Consider the following 13,889-nt stretch of genomic DNA (forward strand, 5'->3'; position numbering starts at 1 on the left):
AACTGGTCGAGAGTGCTAGCGTCGGCCACACCAGCGAGGAAAGGCGCACTCGATGACTTCCGACGTGGTACTTGTCCGGAAAGACGGCCCGGTCACGACGATCAGCCTGAACCGGCCCGCAGTCCGCAACGCCGTCGACCGGCTCACCGCCGAGGCGCTCGCCGACGCCTTCCGTGCCTTCGACGCCGACGAGGACGCGTCGGTCGCCGTGCTGCACGGTGTGGGCGGAACATTCTGCGCCGGAGCAGATCTCAAGGCAATCAGTTCCGGGACCGGGAATCGGGTGGCGCCCGACGGCGACGCACCGATGGGCATCTCCCGGATGCGGTTGTCGAAACCGGTGATCGCCGCGATCGACGGGCACGCGGTGGCGGGCGGGCTCGAACTCGCGCTGTGGGCCGATCTGCGGGTCGCCGGCGCGGACGCCGTCCTCGGTGTGTTCTGCCGCCGCTGGGGTGTGCCGCTCATCGACGGCGGAACCGTCCGCCTGCCGCGGCTGATCGGGGAGAGTCGCGCGATGGACCTCGTCCTCACCGGGCGGCCCGTCGACGCCGACGAGGCCCTGAGCATCGGGCTGATCAACCGGAAAGTCGCGGCGGGCGACGCCCTCACCGCGGCCCGGCAAATGGCCGCCGAGATCGCCGGCCTGCCCCAGGTGTGCCTGCGGCAGGACCGGCTGTCGCTGCTCGAGCAGTCCGGCCTCACCGAGGATCAGGCACTGCTGAACGAATTCCGGCACGGTGCAATCTCTCTCGCCAACGGGACGGTCGAGGGGGCCGCACGCTTCGCAGCAGGCGCGGGCCGGCACGGTGATGCCGCCCCCGTGAGTACTTGTTAACCGCGGGCGGTTGACAAATGCTCACGGGCGGCGGCATTCGGCGCGCGGTGTGGGTTGCGTACCTGCTCGCGCTGGCCGTCACGATCTTCACGCTGGGGCTGCCCACCGACCGCATCTACCAGGCGACGTGGATCGTCGCGGGCCTGATCGCGTTCACGATCGACCGGCCGTGGCGGGACCATCTGCGTGTCGTGGGGGACTGGTTGCCGCTCATCGTTGCTCTCGTCGTCTACGACCTGAGCCGGGGTGTCGCTCACCACCTCGGGATGCCGGTGCGGGCGGCGGAACTGGTGTCGGTGGAGCGCTGGCTCTTCGGCGGCACGATCCCGACGGTTTGGCTGCAGCAGCATCTGCTGCCGTCGGCGGGTGCGCTGCCGTGGTGGACGCTGCTCACGGGAATCGTCTACACCAGCCATTTCATCGTGCCGTGGGTGGTCGCGGCCGTCTTCTACGTGCGTTCGCGCGACGTGTGGTCGGGGTACATGCGACGGGTGCTGCTGCTGTCGTATCTCGGCCTGGTCACGTACATTCTGCTGCCCTCGGTCCCGCCGTGGCTGGCCGCGGAGAGTGACGTGATCTCCGACAGTGTGGGTCGTGTCGCGGGGTTCGGATTCGGAGTCGTCCCCACGGATGTCAGCACGCGGTGGCTGGAGGCGCAGAGCAATCCGGTCGCCGCGCTGCCGTCGCTGCACGCCGCGTTCGCCCTGTTGGTGGCGGTCGCGTTGTGGCCGTTCGCGAAGAATCTGTGGTCGCGTGCGCTGCTGGTCGCGTACCCGGTCGCGATGGCGTTCGTGCTGGTCTACGGCGGCGAGCACTACGTCGTGGACGTGCTGGCGGGTTGGGCGTATCTGGGACTGGCGATCCTCCTGGCGCGGGCGTGGGAGTCCCGCACGGCCACCTCGCCCGGCCGAGATCTCACCGCCGGCCGCCCGCGGCGTCGCTGGTGACCGACACCTCGTCGAGCGTGGTGCGGAGGAACGGCAGGATGCGCTTGACGATCGCCTCGTTGTACGCGACCGGTTGCTGGTTCGGGTTCGCGTGGCCGGTTCCGTCGAGCTTCGCCACCAGCAGGGTGCCATCGGTGCCGCCGGACTGTTCGACGAGGATCTTCTGCGTGTAGTCGACGTCGACCACCGCATCCATCCAGCCTGCGCGGGGACGCACGAAGACGATCCCCGGTCGCGGCTTGTCGTCCGACTCCACCGCCAGCGACTTCAGGTTGTCGATGGCACCGGACGCGACGATGGTCTTGAACTGCGACTCGATCAGCCCGTTGCTCGCCACGTCCTCCGACAGGACCTTCTCGGTGAGGACCTCGTCGAGGACGTCGCGGAATTCGTCGACGTCGACGTGCGGATACCAGTCCGACTTCGTGTCGAGGAACCGGCTCTGCCGGGCCGCGGTCTCCACCAGCACGCGCATCGTCCGGCTCTCCCGCGCGCCGGGCAGCCAGCCGATCCAGCGCAGCATGTCTTCGCCGCTGTCCCGGCTCCCGGCCCGGACGGCGTGCAGGTCCACCGGGGTGCAGTCGAGCACCACGCCGATGAGGTTGGCGTCGGTGTCCTCGTAGATGTGCTGTGCCACCTCCAGCGCGACGACGCCGCCCATGCTGTGCCCGGACAGGACGATGTTGTCGATCCCCTCCTCGGCTGCGCGGGCGGCGATCAGTTCGCTGATCACCTTGGTGTCGATGCCGCCGTTGTCGTACTGGACCGCCCAGACCCGCCCGATGCCGTCGTACGAGGACAGTGTCCTGGCCGTGTCGGCGGCGTCCTTGTTGCCGAGGCCGACGAGGTCGACGACGGCGGTGTCGTGGTCGGCCGGCGACCGCGCGTCGTACACCTCGGAGATCTGCGGCTGGGTCAGTGCGAGTCGCTGGCGTTCGGGCTGGACGTCGTGAACCCAGTACTGGCCGCCGGCGAGAAGCAGGGGAACGGTCCCGAGCGCGACGGCGGCGAGGAAGCGCCTGGTGCGACCGAATTTCTGCCACCGGTGACCGAGCCGTGTCGCGTGCAGTCGCGCCTTGCGGCGGTCGTTGCTCCAGTCGGCCACGGTGGACGGATGGCGTGTCATTCTCTCCGACATCTACTCCGAGGGTACGCGTGGGTGATGCTGCGCCCGTGAGTACTTGTCAACCGCCCGACGTTGACAAGTACTCACGGCGGAAGTGGCTGGACTCCGGGCAGAGCGCGGCGACCGGGGCGACGTCTGACGCGTAATCGACGTCCCGGAGCGTCGGCAGCGACAGCACCTCGGCGCCGGCCGCGAGCAGCGCCGCCCGGGTGAGGCGCCCGGTGTCCGGGCTCGACGTGGGAACCGGAAGTATCGCCCGCGCCGAAACCGCATCGGGCACACCGAGGATCCACCACCCGCCGTCCTCGGCCAGTCCGAGGGCGCATCGGCCCCGCCGCTCGGTGAGCCGGTCCGCGGATTCGGCGAGCAGCTCCGCCGTCACCTGTGGTGTGTCCATTCCGATTTGGAGAATCGGCAGCCGGAAACGGCCGAACGTGTCGGCATGGGCGTTCACCAGTCGCTCCGCGAAATTCTCACCCCGTTGCGGCACCACCGTGAACCCGCCCAGCGTCGCGGCGATGTCGCTGCCCCGGACCGCGTGGCCGAGGTCACCGGTCATCGCCACCACCCGGTGCGCCACCCCGGCGCCGGCGACGGCGTCGAGTGTGTCCAGCAGGGAGGCGGCGGCGAGGCCGGCGGCCCGGGCGTTGCCGACGTCCCGCGCGAGCCGGGTCTTCGCGAAGCCGGGCACCGGCGCCTTCGCGACCACGAGGACGGCGACGTCGAGGGTCACCCGATCACCTTCCAGAAGTCGTGGATGGCGACGACGCTGCCCTTCAGCGAACCCGACACCTTCGACGTGCCGGCGGTGCGAGGACGATACGTGACGTCCTGCTCCACGACCCGCCAGTGGGCGCGGCCCGCGAGCACGAGAAGCTGCAGCGGGTAGCCGGACCTGCGGTCGTCGACACCCAGATCGAGGAGGTCCTGCCTGCGGACGGCCCGCATCGCGCCGAGGTCGTGGATCGGCAGCCCGTACCGGCGCCGGAGCCGGGCGGCGAGGACGGCGTTGCCGATCCTGCTGTGCAGCGGCCACGTTCCCCGTCGCCGCCCCACGGCGAGGTCGGCGCCGGAGTTCAATGCCGCCACCAATCCCGGGAGTTCGCCGGGATCCATCGAGCCGTCGCCGTCCAGCACGCAGACCACCGGGGTCTGCGCCGCGAGCACCCCGGCGTGCACGGCGGAACCGTATCCCGGGACGGGCTCCCGCACCACCGTCGCCCCGTGGGTGACCGCGACCGCGGCGGTGTCGTCGGTGGAGTTGTTGTCCACCACCACCGTTCGGTATCCGCGGGGCACCGCGGCCAGCACCCCGGGCAGGGATCCGGCCTCGTTCAGGCACGGGATGACGACGGTGACGTCCCGCGCAGTGATCGGCGCACGCTCAGACACGGGGAGGTCCCGCCGGCGCCGCGTCCCTCAGTGGTGCGTGTGCGAACGCCGCAATCCCCTCGTCGGGCAGGATCTTCGCCCGGAACCCGAGCCGCTCCCGCGCCCGCCGGGGATCGGCGACGATGTGCCGGACGTCGCCGGGCCGGTACTCGCCGGTGACGACGGGTTCGGGTCCGCCGTGGGAGCGGGCGAGCGTCGCCGCCACCTCGCCGATCGTGATCGGTTGTCCCGAGCACACATTGAAAGCCGCGAATCCCGGCAGCGCGGCCTCGACCGCGGCCACGTTTGCCGCCGCGACGTCGTGAACGTGCACGAAGTCCCGCGTTTGCCTGCCGTCCTCGAACACGCGCGGTGGTTCGCCGGCCTCGAGTGCGGAGCGGAACATCGCCGCCACCCCCGAATACGGGGTGTTGTGCGGCATCCGGTCGCCGTACACGTTGTGGTAGCGCAGCGCCGTCACGGAGCCGCCGGTGGCCAGCGCCCAGGCGAGGGCGTAATTCTCCTGGGCCACCTTGCCCGCGGCGTAGAGACTCCGGGGCCGCAGCGGCGAATTCTCCTCCACGAGTGCCCACTCCAGGGGCTCACCCGTGCCGGGGTCCGTCTCGTCGAAGATTCCCGCCGCCAGGTCCTCGGCCCGCCGCGCGGCCGGTTCCACGAATTCGCCCCGCCCGTTGCGATACCGGCCCGCCCCGTACACGACCATCGATGACGCGAGTACCATTCGGCGGCAACCGGATCGGTGCATCGCGGCGAGCAGCGTCGCGGTGCCGAGATCGTTGTGGCTGGCGTAGGCCGGGGCGTCGCTCACATCCACCCCGGCGCCGACGACCGCAGCCTGATGGCACACGACGTCCACACCCCTCAGCAATTCGGTCAGGGCGGGCAGGTCGCGGACGTCGGCGCGCCGCACACCGTCCGGAAGTTCGGCACCGGCTCCGTGCGCGGACGGCAGCAGCGCGTCGACGGCGACGACGTCGTGGCCGGCCTCGGTGAGCGCGGTGCGGACGTGACCGCCGATGAATCCGGCGGCGCCCGTGAGCAGTACGCGGCACGTCGTCATGGCAGCTCGATCGGCAGGGTGACCCCCTCGTGGACCCGGCAGGCGTTGCAGGGTCCCTCGGGGGCCGCGGCGATCGCGGACCGGACCAGCGTCTTCAGTGATCCGAGGTTGCGCTGGAACTCGGCGAACACGTCCACGGCACGCACCCCGTCGCCGGCCTCGATTCCCGCATCGAGGTCGGTGACCAAAGCGATAGTGGCGTAGCACATCTCGAGCTCCCGGGCGAGCACTGCCTCGGGGTGACCCGTCATGTTGACGAGGGTCCAGCCCTGCCGGGCGAACCACAGGCTCTCGGCCCGGGTCGAGAACCGCGGTCCCTCGACCACCACCAGCACACCGCCCTCGACGGTGCCCGGCCGGGCGGCGGCCTTGCGCAGGTCGGCGCAGTACGGGTCGGCGAACTGGACGTGCACGCCGCCGCCGTCGAAGTACGTCTGCGTGCGGCCGCTGGTGCGATCGACCAACTGGTCCGGCACGACCATCGAGCCCGTCCCGAGGTCCGGGGTGAGGCTGCCTGCGGCGCAGGGTGCGAACACCCGCTGCACGCCCAGCGTGCGCAGCGCCCACAGGTTCGCGCGGTACGGGATGGTGTGGGGTGCGAATTCGTGCCGGGCGCCGTGGCGGGGGAGAAACGCCACCGTCCTGCCCTCCACGTCGCCGACCGTGATCGGGGCGCTGGGGCTGCCGTACGGGGTGTCGATCGTGACTTCCGTGGCTCCCTCGTCGAAGAACGAGTAGAAGCCGCTACCTCCGATCACGGCGACGTCTGCACGGGCCGGGCCGGGTGAGCTCGTTGCGGTCATACGTTCCATCCTCCGTCGTTATGCTGGGCGCGAGTGCGACTTTCGTCGAAGGAGATGACGTCATCGGATCCCCACAGCGCACCGGCGAGCGGAATTTCCTCTACCGCGACTTCGCCGGCGCCGGGCTCGCCCTGATCCTCGTGGTGGTCGCGTTCGTCGTCCCGTACCTGGGAAACGAGACGATCACCCCGATCGTCAGCCGCACCGCGGAGAGTGTGCGGGACTTCGCGGACGCCGCGCCGCTGTTCGGGTTCCGCGACGTCCACGTCGGCTGGGGGACGCCGGTTGCAATAGCAATTGCGGCGGCGGTCGTGGTGTGGGGACCCGGGCTGGCGCAGACCCTGTCGTGGCGGCCCCTCACGGTCGGGATGTGGCTCGGATCGGCGCTGTGGGCCATGGCACTCGCACTGGTCGACGGCTGGCAGCGCGGGTTCGTCGACCGCCTGACCTCCACCGACGAGTACCTGCACGAGGTCGCCGGTGTCACGGACATCCCGGCGATGCTGCGGGGCTTCGCGGACCGGATCCTGGACCTCCAGCCCGATTCGTGGACCACCCACGTGTCCGGCCACCCGCCCGGTGCGCTGCTCACGTTCGTCTGGCTCGACCGGATCGGACTGGACGGCGGGGTGTGGGCGTCGGCGCTGTGTGTCGCGGTCGGGTCGAGTGCCGGCGCCGCCGTGATCGTCGCCGTCCGGGCGCTCGGTGACGAGGCGACGGCCCGCCGCGCGGCCCCGTTCCTCGTGCTCGCACCCGCCGTAATCTGGGTGGCCGTGTCGGCGGACGCGCTGTTCGCCGGCGTGGTGGCGTGGGGGATCGCCCTGCTGGCGCTGTCCGCGGCCCGTGCCGTCCCGGTTCCCGCGCTCGTCGCGGTGGCCGCGGGAGTGCTGCTCGGATTCGGCGTCTACCTCAGCTACGGGCTCACGCTGATGGCGATTCCCGCGGTCGCCGTCCTGGTGATCGCGCGCACGGCCCGGCCGCTGGCCGGCGCACTGGCCGGCGCGCTCGCGGTGGCCGCCGTGTTCACGCTGTGCGGATTCTGGTGGTTCGACGGCTACCACCTGGTCCAGGAACGGTACTACCAGGGCATCGCGTCGGACCGTCCCTTCGCCTACTGGGGCTGGGCCAACTTCGCGTCGCTGATCTGCGCGGTCGGGTTGGCGGTGCCCGCCGCGCTGTCCCGGACGCTCGCCTGGTCGCGGGTGCGTGCGCTGTCGCCGGTTCCGGTCCTGGTGCTCGCCGCGCTCCTCGCGGTGGTGATCGCCGACCTCAGCGCGCTGAGCAAGGCGGAGACCGAGCGGATCTGGTTGCCGTTCGAATGGTGGCTCCTCGCCGCCCCCGCGCTCCTGCCGCGCGGAAGCCATCGGTTCTGGCTCGCCGTGCAGGCCGCCGGTGCGCTGGCCGTCAACCATCTGCTGTTCACCAACTGGTGACGGCCGGCGCATCCGGGTTGCCGTTCGAGGGCCTACGCTCACTTGGTCGCGATCGTGATGGTGGCGGTCCCGACCAGCAGGCCCGGCGTGACGGCGTCGGTCTTGAACGTCTCGTTCAGCAGGCCGGCGGCATCCGCCGAGATCTTGACCTCGGTGCCCTGCAGGATCGCCGTGTCGTTCGGTCCTGTCTGCAGCGGCTTCAGCGTGCGGCCGTTGAGATCGAACAACACCGCGTCGGTCGCGGCGGGTGAACCGTTGACGCTCACGTCGCCGGTGAGGAGCGACGTGCCCGGATCGATCGTGAAATCGGTGAGTTCGACGACGGTGCCGGGTGCCGCCAGCGACAATCCGCTGCCGTCGTGCATGATCTCGCCCTGGACGTAGGGATCGACCGTGCCCGGCTCCCAGTACTTCACGTTGCCGCCGGTGATCGGGAAGCTGACCGATCCGTCGGCGAGAGTTGCCGTGCCCACCACTCCGGGTGTGAGGCCGAGCGTCGTCAGCGCCCCCGTGAAGCCGGGATCGAGTGCGACGGCGGTACTCACTCCGGTCAGGTTGTCCACCTGGGCGACGGGAGCGGGCTGGGAGGATGCTGCTGCGCTCATATTCGAGGATGCACTCGAATCATTGCTCGAGCACGCCGCGAGCGGAGTCAGCGCCAGGGCGCCGATGGCCGCTGCTACGAGTGCTTTTCGATAGTTCGACATGATGATCAAACAACCTTTCCGGAGGAAGGGGGTGGGGGGTGGATGTTCACTAGGTATTCGGCGCAACTCCCGCATCGGATGGGAGCTCTTACGCCCATTCCATCCGCACGAAGTGCCGATTCGCATGCTGCAGAACATCGATCACTCGCAGTCCCGCCACGCGCGCGACCTCGGACACGGCGGCCACTCCCACACTGGCCCAGGCGAACCAGTCGCCGGCGAGGTGCTCCGTCTCCCAGCGCAGGAGTTCGTGCCGGACCCCCGCCGTGGTCGGTGGATCCACCTCGGCGATCACAATTCCGCGGGGTTGCAACAGCTCTCGCGCTCTGCGGAGCACACGAACGGGTTCCCCGCCGATGCCGATGTTGCCGTCCGCGAGTAGTACCCGGTCCCAGTTCCCCGACCGCGGAAGTGGCGCGAAGATGTCCCGATGCAACGCGACACCGCCGCGCCGAATCGTGAGTTGCACTGCCGTGAACGACGAGTCGACGCCCAGGGCGGTGACACCGGCGGACACGAGCGCCGCGGTGAGCCGGCCCGGGCCGCATCCGAGATCGACTGTCGCGCCGTGACACCCTGTGAGCATCACCCGGTCGGCGATCCGATCGGCGGGCGATGCCGAGTCGCCGCCCATCCAGCGGTCGAGAGGCAGGGCGCGGCGTGCTCCCTGTGTGTTGCGTACCCAGCACGGGAGCCCCGCCGACGCCCGCCGCAGCAGGAGGTCGGTGGACATCCCGGTCTTCCTCACGGCCGGCTCACCGCGCCGCTGTCGTTGCGGGACAGCGCGAGTCGCGTGGCGTAGGCGAGAGTTGAGAGCGCGAAGAACGCGGCGCTGAGTAGCAGCCAGCGGTCGAGATACGGTTCCTGCGTCAACCCCGTCGCCGCCAGATATGCGTCGGCGCCCTGCTCGAGGATTCCGGGCAGGAACAGCAGCAGCGTCAGCCCGGACGCAAGCGCCGGTACGCGAATGTAGTTCAGCGCCGGAACCGCCCGGGGTCGCGGGCGTCTCCGGCCCCGCATCGCGTCCAGCCCGGACCTCAGGGAGCGGTCGGCGAGCGCGTACAGCGGAAACAGCACGAGGTCGTGGGCGATCACCGCGCCGAGGAACCACACGGCAATCGACTTCCACCACACGTCCGGATTCCACAGATTCTGCGGACCGACCACCATCACCGCGTATCCGGCGAGTGCGAAGCTGAACAGCACGGCCAGCAGATGCAGCGGGTGTGCGCCGTAGAATCGGGCGAATCGGCGCATCTCACGCCTCCCGGAATTCGATGGACTGCACCCATTTGGTGTTGTGGACGCCGGGCAGGGCGGGAACGATGATGCGGGCGGGATAGCCGTGGTCGAGGGACAGTTCCGCGCCGTTTACCTCGAGGGCGAGCAGGGCGTCGGCGTCGCGCACCTGATCGACCGTGAGCACCGCCGAATTGAACGCCCCGGACCTTTCCAGTGACGTCACCTTCGCCGAACCGAACGTCGTCACCCCGGCGGCAGCGGCGAGGTCACGCAGTCGGACGCCGGTCCACGTCTCGACGGTGGACCACCCCTCGACGCACGCGATCGGGAGCGACGCGGTGTGCGACGGCATCGCGCGCAGCTGACTTCGGTTCAGCTGCACCGGTTCCGCGCCACCGGTCACCGACAGTCGCCAGGTGTCACCTGTCTGCTCCGGGGTGATCTGCGCTGCCGCAGCCGTCCGGTTGATCTGAAAGTCGTTGGGGCCGTCGCCGTACGAGCGACCGCGCGGCAGCAGCAGCGCGGCGTTGCGCAGGAACCCGCCGGTGGTCTGCCCGACCGACAGGACCGCGACGAGTGCGGCGCCGCCACCGACCAGCGCGAGCGCGCCGCGCCGGCTGATCGTGGCCGGGGTGGGGTCCTCGGCGACGAGTCCGTTCTCGTCCGCCGGTTCGGGCCGCGTGTCGGCGCGGGACGTGCGCAGCATCTCCCGGAACGACCGGGACCGCAGCGACCGCACCATCAACGGCACCTTCAGGATCGTGTGCGTCACGAACCCGGCGATGAAGACCCACGCGCCCCAGTAGTGCGCCGTGTAGAAGTCGAAACCGAAGATGTAGTCGTACTGGATGTTCAGGACCCCGGTGATGATCTCGAACAGAGCACCGCCCACCAGGGCGATCAGCGACAGCCGTTCGAGAGCCTGCGCCGGCGACCGCACCGGCGGAAACACGAACAGTTTCGGGATCACCGACCACAGTTTGGCCAGCACGATCGGCACCAGGATCAGTCCGAGACCGACGTGCAGACCCTGCGTGAGCCGGTACAGCCACGACGGTCGGGTGGGCCACGCGAAGTACGGGAGGTGCAACCAGCCGACGTCGCCGGGGCGGGCCTGGCCGAATTGCGGCCCGTACGCGATATAGGAGAGCAGTCCCGTGACGATGACGACGGGCAGCCCGATCAGCAGCACGAGGCCGAATACGGAGGTCAGCCATGGTCCGCGCAGTGGACTGCGGAGCCGTGGGCCGCGCGAGTGGTCGGTCATCGTGATCAATCCCTCCGGCTCGATCTACTCGAGCCTCAGAGGTGATTCGGTGCCGCCCCGGTGCAGGACTGCCCGTGAGTACTTGTCAACCGCCGGACGTTGACAAGTACTCACGGGTGGCGGTGCCGGATCTCGTCCCTCGGCTGGTCGTAGCGAACCATCTCGTATCCGATCATCGCCAGCAGGACCGCGGTGAGCACGCCGAGCGTGGCGAGGGCGGGGATGTGCCAGACGACGGGGAGCAGCGCGACCAGCACGACAGCCGTCACGACACGCGGCACGGTCACCGACCTCGTCGCGTACGCCTTGAAGGCGACCAGCGCGAGCAGGTACAGCGCCGCGCCACCGAACAGTGCCACCAGCGGCCAGCCGTACAGCGGATCGACCAGCCGGTGATGGTTGCCGTCGCCGACGTACGACAGGATCTTCTTCAGACCCAGCGACAGCATCACGATCCCGATCACCATCGGCAGGTGGATGAAGCTGTAGCAGTTGCGGGCGATCTTGATCTGGCGGGCACCGGTCGCTTCCTCGAACGCGTGCTCCACCGCCAGGGACGTGACGTCGAAGTACGACCACCACAGCAGTCCCGACACCGCGAGTCCCAGCAGCGACGCGACGATGATCGCCCACGAGATCGGCAGGCTCGCGACACCGATGCCGATCGACACGATCGACTCGCCCAGCGCGACGATGATGATGAGCCCGTGCCGCTCGGCGAAGTGGCTGACCGACCGCAACCGCCAGTCGGTGCCGCCGATCAGTGTCCCGAGGTAGTCGCCGGCGAGGGCCAGGATCCACATGACGGTCTGGGCGGTGCCCGTCAGCTGCGATGCGACGAGCAGGAACACGGTGCCGGTCAGCATGCTGGGTGCGAAGCGGAGCACCTGGCCGCGGAGCTGCGGGTCCTCACGGCTGACCACCCAGAACATCACCAGGTGCAGGAGCCGGACGACGAAGTAGCCCAGGGCGAAGATGACGGGACCGTCGAGTCCGCCGGTGAGGTCGTCGAAGGCCTCGGGGATGGTCAACGCGGTGACGAACATGGCGCCCATCGCACCGAACATCACCACCCGCACGATGCCTTCGTCGGCGCGCACGAGGTTGCAGAGCCAGGCGTACCCCACCCAGCTCCACCACAGGACGGCCATCACCAGGGCGCCGCGCAGCAGATTGACGCCGGTGGGGTCCTCGGCCATCAGATCGGTGACGCGGGTGAGCGCGAAGACGAAGACGAGGTCGAAGAACAGCTCGAGCGGAGACACCGACGCTCGTTCTTCGACGAGGCGTGGGCGCAAACGATGGGCGAAGGTCACGGGGAGAATGCTGCCACCGGAGGGCGGCACGGGAAAGTCCTACGAGCTGCGACGATCGGTGGGGGCGGGTGTACTCGCCGGATCGGGGGTTCCCACGGGGGTGCGGGGAATCCGCCCGGTGAAGAACAGCGCCGCGACGGCGAGGAGCGCGGTGACGGCGTACGCGACCTGAAGTGCCTCGAGTCGCGCGTCCGAATTGATCGCGAGAATCTCCTGGGCGGTCGCTTCCGGGACCGCAGCGTCGTTCAGGGCCGCGTCAAGTTGGGTGTCGGAGAGGAATGGGACACCGCTCGCCAGTTCGGTGGTGGCCTGCTGTTGCACCGACGGCGGGACGTCGGGGTCGGCTTGGATGCCCGCGACGATCGAACTACTCAAGGTCGCGATGAGCACCGATCCGATCAGCGCCGTGCCCAGGGAAGCACCGAGGTTGGTCGCCGTGTTCTGCAGGCCGCCGACCTCGGCGCTCTGCGAGTCGGGGACGGCCGAGACGGTGACGGCGCCGAGCTGGGAGGCCAGCGCGCCCAGTCCGAGTCCCATCAGCAGCATGGGCACGGCCACGACGCCGGCGTTGGCCCCGGGGTCCATCCCTGCCGCGAGGATCAGGATGCCGACGATCATCGACGCCAGACCGAACCGGACAACCCTGCGAGGGTTGGCCTCGGGCCACAGTTTGGGGATTCCGGCGGCGGCCAGCAGCAGCGCGACGGACAGGGGGATGAGCCGGATCCCGGTCTGGAGGGCGTTGAGTTCGAGCACGACGGACAGGAAGAGGGGGACGGTGAAGAACACACCTGCTTGCACGGTGAACTGGGCGAAGAACATGGTGAGCCCGCCGGACAGTTGCCGGTTGTGGAGGAGTCCCGGGTCGATCAGTGGCACTCGGCCGGTGTCGGCGAGATGGGCTTCCCATCGCACGAACCCGTAGAGCACCAGGAGGCCGCCGAGGACGAGCCACACGACCGGCGACAGTCCGAGGATCGCGGTGCCGCCGGGCTTGGGCTGTAGCCAGCCCCATTCGCTCGAGCGCAGGACGCCGAAGACGATCATCCCGAGGCTCACCACCGACAGGACCGATCCGACCAGGTCGAGGCGCACCTTCGACGGGGGAACGTCGTTGATGCGGCGGAGCACCAGCAGGATGACGACGACGAGCACCACCTCGCCGGCGAAGACGTACCGCCACGACGCGAACGTGGTCACCGCCCCGCCGATGAGGGGACCTGCTGCCACCGCCATCGCACCGGCCGCGGCCACCAGGCCGTAGGCCGCGGGGCGCCGTTCGGCGGCGAAGTTCGCTGCGACGAGGGCGACGATCGCCGGCATGATCAGCGCGGCGCCGATGCCCTCGAGCAGGGACCAGCCGATCAGCAGTACCGGGAGGTTGGGCGCCAGTGAGGTGGTCAGCGAGCCGGCGCCGTAGATCACCAGGCCGAGGGCGAATGCCCGCCGTCGGCCCATGATGGTGCCCACCTTGCCGCCGGTGATCATCAGCGTCGCCATGACGAGCGTGTACAGCGTGATGGCGGTCTGGATGCCGGTGATCGTGGTGCCCAGGTCGGAGGCCACCGTCGCCATGGACACGTTCATCACGGAACTGTCCAACGTCATCAGGAACTGGCTGGACGCCAGCACCGTCAGCACCAGACCGGAACCCGCGACCGTTCCCGACTCGTTGCCAGTACTCATGACCGCCACCCCTCGGGGATTTCGACGCTCGTTCGGTGAACACTTCCGTGGGCTGCCGCTGCGGGGAAGGTC

The 13,889-nt window shown here is 69.5% G+C and carries 14 protein-coding genes; 3 read left to right on the forward strand and 11 right to left on the reverse strand.

The genetic code is table 11. The features are described from left to right. The first annotated feature begins 52 nt into the window (after positions 1–52). Positions 53–838 (forward strand): crotonase/enoyl-CoA hydratase family protein, encoded by a 786-nt coding sequence (locus tag ROP_RS20635; protein ID WP_012691348.1) that lies wholly within the window; start codon positions 53–55, stop codon positions 836–838. Between the two features lie 17 nt (positions 839–855). Then, positions 856–1,785: a phosphatase PAP2 family protein gene (locus ROP_RS20640; RefSeq protein ID WP_012691349.1), complete on the forward strand. Its 930-nt coding sequence runs from the start codon at positions 856–858 to the stop codon at positions 1,783–1,785. On the opposite strand, the gene ROP_RS20645 is transcribed toward ROP_RS20640, so the two are convergent. The 5 genes from ROP_RS20645 to ROP_RS20665 are packed head-to-tail and all read right to left on the reverse strand — an operon-like array spanning position 1,754 to position 6,166. Further along, entirely contained in the window at positions 1,754–2,923 is a 1,170-nt protein-coding gene (locus tag ROP_RS20645; protein WP_012691350.1) for an alpha/beta fold hydrolase, read from the reverse strand. The two genes, ROP_RS20640 and ROP_RS20645, sit on opposite strands and share 32 nt — an antisense overlap. A 46-nt stretch (positions 2,924–2,969) precedes the next feature. Next, on the reverse strand, positions 2,970–3,644 hold the full coding sequence (locus ROP_RS20650) for a TIGR04282 family arsenosugar biosynthesis glycosyltransferase (protein ID WP_012691351.1): 675 nt from the start codon (positions 3,642–3,644) through the stop codon (positions 2,970–2,972). Further along, a complete protein-coding gene (locus tag ROP_RS20655) occupies positions 3,641–4,303 on the reverse strand; it encodes a glycosyltransferase family 2 protein (protein ID WP_012691352.1) in 663 nt (220 codons plus the stop codon). Before ROP_RS20655 ends, ROP_RS20650 begins: the two co-directional genes overlap by 4 nt. Then, a complete protein-coding gene (locus ROP_RS20660) occupies positions 4,296–5,363 on the reverse strand; it encodes an NAD-dependent epimerase/dehydratase family protein (protein ID WP_012691353.1) in 1,068 nt (355 codons plus the stop codon). Before ROP_RS20660 ends, ROP_RS20655 begins: the two co-directional genes overlap by 8 nt. After that, complete coding sequence (locus ROP_RS20665) at positions 5,360–6,166, reverse strand: S-methyl-5'-thioadenosine phosphorylase (RefSeq protein ID WP_012691354.1); 807 nt, start codon at positions 6,164–6,166, stop codon at positions 5,360–5,362. The genes ROP_RS20660 and ROP_RS20665 overlap by 4 nt, the downstream gene beginning before the upstream one ends. A 20-nt stretch (positions 6,167–6,186) precedes the next feature. On the opposite strand from ROP_RS20665, the gene ROP_RS20670 reads away from it, so the two are divergent. After that, on the forward strand, positions 6,187–7,599 hold the full coding sequence (locus ROP_RS20670; protein WP_012691355.1) for a hypothetical protein: 1,413 nt from the start codon (positions 6,187–6,189) through the stop codon (positions 7,597–7,599). A 38-nt stretch (positions 7,600–7,637) separates the two neighbouring features. On the opposite strand, the gene ROP_RS20675 is transcribed toward ROP_RS20670, so the two are convergent. From ROP_RS20675 to ROP_RS20700, 6 genes are all read right to left on the reverse strand, one after another. Next, entirely contained in the window at positions 7,638–8,306 is a 669-nt protein-coding gene (locus tag ROP_RS20675; protein ID WP_043826720.1) for a hypothetical protein, read from the reverse strand. Between the two features lie 88 nt (positions 8,307–8,394). Next, complete coding sequence (locus tag ROP_RS20680; RefSeq protein ID WP_043826721.1) at positions 8,395–9,039, reverse strand: class I SAM-dependent methyltransferase; 645 nt, start codon at positions 9,037–9,039, stop codon at positions 8,395–8,397. Between the two features lie 11 nt (positions 9,040–9,050). After that, positions 9,051–9,563, reverse strand: a complete 513-nt coding sequence (locus ROP_RS20685) for a hypothetical protein (protein WP_012691358.1) — start codon at positions 9,561–9,563, stop codon at positions 9,051–9,053. 1 nt (position 9,564) lies between these two features. Further along, entirely contained in the window at positions 9,565–10,815 is a 1,251-nt protein-coding gene (locus tag ROP_RS20690) for a molybdopterin-dependent oxidoreductase (protein ID WP_012691359.1), read from the reverse strand. A 110-nt stretch (positions 10,816–10,925) separates the two neighbouring features. Continuing rightward, entirely contained in the window at positions 10,926–12,131 is a 1,206-nt protein-coding gene (locus ROP_RS20695) for a low temperature requirement protein A (RefSeq protein WP_043826722.1), read from the reverse strand. A gap of 39 nt (positions 12,132–12,170) precedes the next feature. Next, positions 12,171–13,817, reverse strand: coding sequence for an MFS transporter (locus ROP_RS20700; RefSeq protein ID WP_012691361.1), 1,647 nt, complete (start codon positions 13,815–13,817; stop codon positions 12,171–12,173). Positions 13,818–13,889: the final 72 nt, after the last annotated feature.

The sequence above is a fragment of the Rhodococcus opacus B4 genome, assembly GCF_000010805.1.
GTDB classification, from domain to species: domain Bacteria; phylum Actinomycetota; class Actinomycetes; order Mycobacteriales; family Mycobacteriaceae; genus Rhodococcus_F; species Rhodococcus_F opacus_C.

What these genes read in the sequence shown, in the direction of transcription:
- ROP_RS20670 (WP_012691355.1), top strand. Translation starts at nt 6,187, where the DNA reads ATGCTGGGCGCGAGTGCGACTTTCGTCGAAGGAGATGACGTCATCGGA.
- ROP_RS20640 (WP_012691349.1), top strand. Translation starts at nt 856, where the DNA reads ATGCTCACGGGCGGCGGCATTCGGCGCGCGGTGTGGGTTGCGTACCTG.
- ROP_RS20675 (WP_043826720.1), bottom strand. Translation starts at nt 8,306, where the DNA reads ATGTCGAACTATCGAAAAGCACTCGTAGCAGCGGCCATCGGCGCCCTG.
- ROP_RS20690 (WP_012691359.1), bottom strand. Translation starts at nt 10,815, where the DNA reads ATGACCGACCACTCGCGCGGCCCACGGCTCCGCAGTCCACTGCGCGGA.
- ROP_RS20645 (WP_012691350.1), bottom strand. Translation starts at nt 2,923, where the DNA reads ATGTCGGAGAGAATGACACGCCATCCGTCCACCGTGGCCGACTGGAGC.
- ROP_RS20665 (WP_012691354.1), bottom strand. Translation starts at nt 6,166, where the DNA reads ATGACCGCAACGAGCTCACCCGGCCCGGCCCGTGCAGACGTCGCCGTG.
- ROP_RS20635 (WP_012691348.1), top strand. Translation starts at nt 53, where the DNA reads ATGACTTCCGACGTGGTACTTGTCCGGAAAGACGGCCCGGTCACGACG.
- ROP_RS20660 (WP_012691353.1), bottom strand. Translation starts at nt 5,363, where the DNA reads ATGACGACGTGCCGCGTACTGCTCACGGGCGCCGCCGGATTCATCGGC.
- ROP_RS20680 (WP_043826721.1), bottom strand. Translation starts at nt 9,039, where the DNA reads ATGTCCACCGACCTCCTGCTGCGGCGGGCGTCGGCGGGGCTCCCGTGC.
- ROP_RS20685 (WP_012691358.1), bottom strand. Translation starts at nt 9,563, where the DNA reads ATGCGCCGATTCGCCCGATTCTACGGCGCACACCCGCTGCATCTGCTG.
- ROP_RS20700 (WP_012691361.1), bottom strand. Translation starts at nt 13,817, where the DNA reads ATGAGTACTGGCAACGAGTCGGGAACGGTCGCGGGTTCCGGTCTGGTG.